Origin of the sequence: Streptomyces sp. (genome assembly GCF_031178505.1) — a bacterium.
Classification (GTDB): domain Bacteria; phylum Actinomycetota; class Actinomycetes; order Streptomycetales; family Streptomycetaceae; genus Streptomyces; species Streptomyces gulbargensis.
In genome coordinates, this window is record NZ_JAPSIW010000700.1 from 1 (window position 1) to 3,666 (window position 3,666).

Genomic DNA, 3,666 nt, shown 5'->3' on the forward strand with positions numbered 1-3,666 from the left:
CTCCCCGTACCCGGAACGCCGGCCCCGGCCCCGTACCGCCCCACTCTTGACCGCCCTACTAAAGGCGTTTAGCCTCCGGCGGACGGTCGCCTCCCGCGAGCCGTCGCTTCATCCGCACCACCTGTACCTCCAGCACGTCCAGGACCCCACCCTCCCGCTGGACCGGAGATTCGGATGAGACAACGTTTTCCCGCCGCCCTCCTGGCGGCGCTGACCGCCGCCCTTCTCGGCCTCCTCCCCGCCTCGGGCGCCACCGCGGCGCCCGCGGACCCCGCGCCCGCGGCGGCTCCCGCGCAGCTCCCCGCGGAGGCCAGGGGAGACCAGCCGTACGCCTCGTACTGGCACCCCGGCACTCTCCTGAACTGGGACCCGGCCACCGATCCCGACGCGCGGTTCAACCGCTCCCGCGTCCCCCTGCGCCCGCGCGTCTCCGACCCCGCCCTGAAGGCCAACCCCAACGCCCGCCCCGGTGAGGGCAAGGTCGCCTCACTGGTCTCCTTCGCCCCCACCTCGAACAACCCGTCGCAGGGCTCCGCGAATCCGCACTACTACGCGTTCGGCCACTGGCAGTACGTCGACACCCTCGTCTTCTGGGGCGGCTCCGCGAGTGAGGGGCTCATCCTCGCCCCCAACGCCACCGTCATCGACGCCGCCCACCGCAACGGCGTCAAGGTCTACGGCACCGTGTTCTTCCCGCCCACCGCCTACGGCGGCCAGATCCAGTGGGTGCGCGACTTCACGCAGAAGAACGGCAGCCGCTACCCGGTGGCCGACAAGCTGGTCCAGGTCGCCCAGCACTACGGCTTCGACGGCTGGTTCGTCAACCAGGAGACGGCGGGCGGCGACGCGGCCCTCGCCACCGCCCTGCGCGAGCAGATGCGCTATGCCCGTTCCCTCGGCCCGGTCGAGTTCATGTGGTACGACGCGATGACCGAGTCCGGGTCGGTGAGCTGGCAGGACGCCCTGACCTCCGCCAACGACTCCTTCCTCCAGGAGGGCGGCCGGCGCACCTCGGACGCGATGTTCCTCGACTTCGGGTGGAACGCCTCCGGTCTGGACTCCTCCCGCACCCTCGCGCGCGGGCTCGGCCGCGACGAGCACGAGCTGTTCGCGGGCATCGACACGGAGGCCAACGGCCACCAGACCTCCGTCCCCTGGTCCGCCGTCTTCCCGGCCGGCCGGGAGCACGTCACCTCGCTCGGCATCTACCGCCCGGAGTGGACGTACACCTCCTCCGCGAACCGCGCCGACGCCGAGGCCCGCGAGGCGCGCTTCTGGGACGGCGCCAACGGCGACCCGTCGAACACCGCGACGAGCTCCGCGTGGAAGGGCCTGGCCCACTACATCCCCGAGTCAAGTCCCGTCACCGCCAAGCCGTTCGTGACCTCCTTCGGCGCGGGCCAGGGCGACTTCTACCACGCGCGCGGCGTCCGGGTCTCCTCGGCCGGCTGGAACAACCTCTCGCTCCAGGACGTGCCGCCCACCTACCGATGGCTCGTCACCAGCACGTCTCCGAGCGGCACGAGACTGACCCCGTCGATCGACCACACCGACGCGTACGAGGGCGGGTCGTCGCTGCGTCTGACCGGGCAGCTCGACGGGGTGAACACCGTCCGCCTCTACCAGACCCGGCTGCCGGTCGCCGCCGACACCCGTCTCTCCGTCGTGCTGAAGACCCCGGCCGCCGGCCCGACCCGGCTCAGGGCCGCGATCTCCTTCACCGACGCCCCGACCGCCTTCACCACCCTGGACCTGGGCGCCACCACCTCCGCCGGCTGGGAACGCAGGACGCTCGACCTGTCCGCCTACAGCGGCCGGACCATCGCCCAGATCGGCCTGGAGGCCGCCGGGTCCGTGCCCGCGTACGACGTGCGGATCGGTCAGCTCGCCGTCCACGACGGGGCGGTGGACGCGGCCTCGGCACCCACCGGTGTGACCGTCCTCGGCTCGGCCGACGTGAGCGCGGGCCGCAAGTCGCTGCGCCTGGCCTGGACGCCGTCGGCCACCGGGTCCGTCCGCCACTACGAGGTCTACCGCCGCGACGCGGACGGCGGGCGCACCTTCCTGGGCGCCACTCCCAACGACGCCTACTTCGTCTCCCGGCTCGACCGGGAGGGAACGGAGAGCACGACGACCCTGGAGGTGGAGGCCGTCTCGGCCGAGTACGGCCGCTCCCCGGCGGCGACGGCCACCGTCCCGTGGACGGACGGCACCGGGACCAACCTCGCCCTGAACCGTCCGGCCACCGCCTCGGGCCAGTGCAACGGCGCGGAGACCGCGGCCAAGGCGGTGAACGGCACGGTGACCGGCGGTACCACCGACAAGTGGTGCACCACCACGACGGCCAAGTGGCTGGAGGTGGACCTGGGCTCTCCGCGCGCCCTGGACCGCTTCGTGGTCCGTCACGCGGCGGCGGGCGGCGAGGACGCCGCGTGGAACACCCGGGACTTCACCGTGAAGGTACGCGCCTCCACGGCCGACCCCTGGACCACCGCCGTCACCGTCACCGGCAGTACGGCGGCCGTCACCACCCACCCCGTGTCCGCAACGGCCCGCCACGTCCGCCTGGAGATCACCCGGCCGACCCAGACCTCGGATCCCGCGGCCCGGATCTACGAGTTCGAGGCCTGGGGGCCGTGACGACGCGCAGCTGAGCCGCCGGGCACCGGCGCCAGGGCCACCGCCGGGGGCGGGAAGCGGGACGCACCCGCCTTCCCGCCCCCGGCTTCTCCGGGGCGAGGGGCCGACCACGAGAGGCGACGGAGATGCTTGCAGACGACGTAACCCTCCATGCGAAGAAGCCTGCGCTTGCACATAGAGAGCGTCTGCAAGTATTGTCGACGCACGTAAGACCTCCTCGCAATGACCTGGAAAGGTTCTCGTCATGCCTCTCGCGCTGCTGGCCCTGGCCATCGGGGCCTTCGGGATCGGAACCACGGAGTTCGTGATCATGGGCGTGCTGCCCCAGGTCGCGGGCGACTTCGGCGTCACGATCCCCACCGCCGGCTGGCTGGTGACGGGCTACGCCCTCGGCGTCGTCCTCGGCGCGCCGCTGCTGACGGTCCTGGGCACCAAGGTGTCCCGCAAGAAGATGCTCATGTTCCTCATGGGTCTCTTCGTCGTCGGCAACACGCTCTCCGCCCTGGCGCCGGCGTTCGGCCTGATGCTCGCCGGCCGGGTCGTCGCCTCGCTGGCCCACGGCGCGTTCTTCGGCATCGGCTCCGTCGTCGCCGCCGACCTGGTGGCCCCCCACAAGAAGGCCTCCGCCATCTCGCTGATGTTCACCGGTCTCACCGTCGCCAACATCGTCGGCGTCCCGCTCGGCACGTACATCGGACAGGCCGCGGGCTGGCGCACCACCTTCGCCGTCGTCGCCGCCCTCGGCGTGATCGGCCTGCTCGGCGTCGCCCGGCTCGTCCCCGAACAGGGCCGCCCGCCGGCCCCGAGCGTGCGCGGCGAGTTCGCCGCCTTCCGCCGGGCCCAGGTGTGGCTGGCGATGGGCATGACCGTCCTCGGCTTCGGCGGAGTCTTCGCCGCCGTCACCTACATCACCCCGATGATGACCGAGGTCGCCGGCTACTCCGAGGGCGCCGTCACCTGGCTCCTCGTGCTGCTCGGCACCGGCATGTTCCTGGGCAACCTGCTGGGCGGCAAGTTCGCCGACCG

General features: G+C 72.2%; 2 protein-coding genes. Both read left to right on the top strand.

The genetic code is table 11. The features are described from left to right. The first annotated feature begins 174 nt into the window (after positions 1-174). Positions 175-2,640: a discoidin domain-containing protein gene (locus tag RIF68_RS30740; protein WP_309054547.1), complete on the top strand. Its 2,466-nt coding sequence runs from the start codon at positions 175-177 to the stop codon at positions 2,638-2,640. 244 nt (positions 2,641-2,884) lie between these two features. Continuing rightward, on the top strand, positions 2,885-3,666 hold a 782-nt coding region (locus RIF68_RS30745), incomplete at its 3' end, for an MFS transporter (RefSeq protein WP_309054548.1).